Below are 584 nucleotides of genomic sequence, written 5' to 3' on the forward strand. Positions count from 1 at the left end.
AATTCATCCAAACTATCAAAATCAAAAAATAGCGAGTTCTCTAATTTCAATGCTAATTGGTAAAGCTAGCGTCACGGACAGTGCGGTTGGGCTTAGTGTAGTAAAAACAAATCCAGCTAAACATTTGTATTCAAGGCTAGGCTTTGAAACAGTTGGTGAAAATGAGTTTGAGTATCTCATGCAGCATAAGCCTAACAAACTGTTCAAGTAGATTCGGCATGCGTGGCATTTTTGGTTTGCGTTGGTTTTAGTGATGACGTAGTGTTGCGGGAGCTTTTGTAGTGCATGCCTCACTACTTAACAGGGCGTTAGCTTAAAACAATAAAAATCAATTGTTTGCAGCCTGTTTTTTCTTCCCTTGGCAGCTCGTTTCGGTTTCTCGGCAAATCAGCATTGTTTGCCAACGCGAGTTTTGAGTTGCTACCTCAATTGAGATTTTGGGCTTAACCGAGGTTAGCAAGTTTGGTGCAAAGTCGCTTTGGTAGTTTTGCTTTCTCTTTGAGTTTTCCGAAAATGAGTTCTCAAAGTTTTCGGTTTTTCAAATTGCATGAAAGGCCACAAAGTTTGCGTTATTTCGGGTTTTA

1 protein-coding gene is annotated in these 584 nt (G+C 39.9%); it reads left to right on the top strand.

The annotated features are described in order from the left end of the window. Positions 1-211: GNAT family N-acetyltransferase (locus tag R7Q09_RS27135; RefSeq protein WP_318144078.1), on the top strand; the 211-nt coding region annotated here is incomplete at its 5' end. Positions 212-584: the final 373 nt, after the last annotated feature.

This window comes from Vibrio sp. 2130-1 (genome assembly GCF_033339515.1).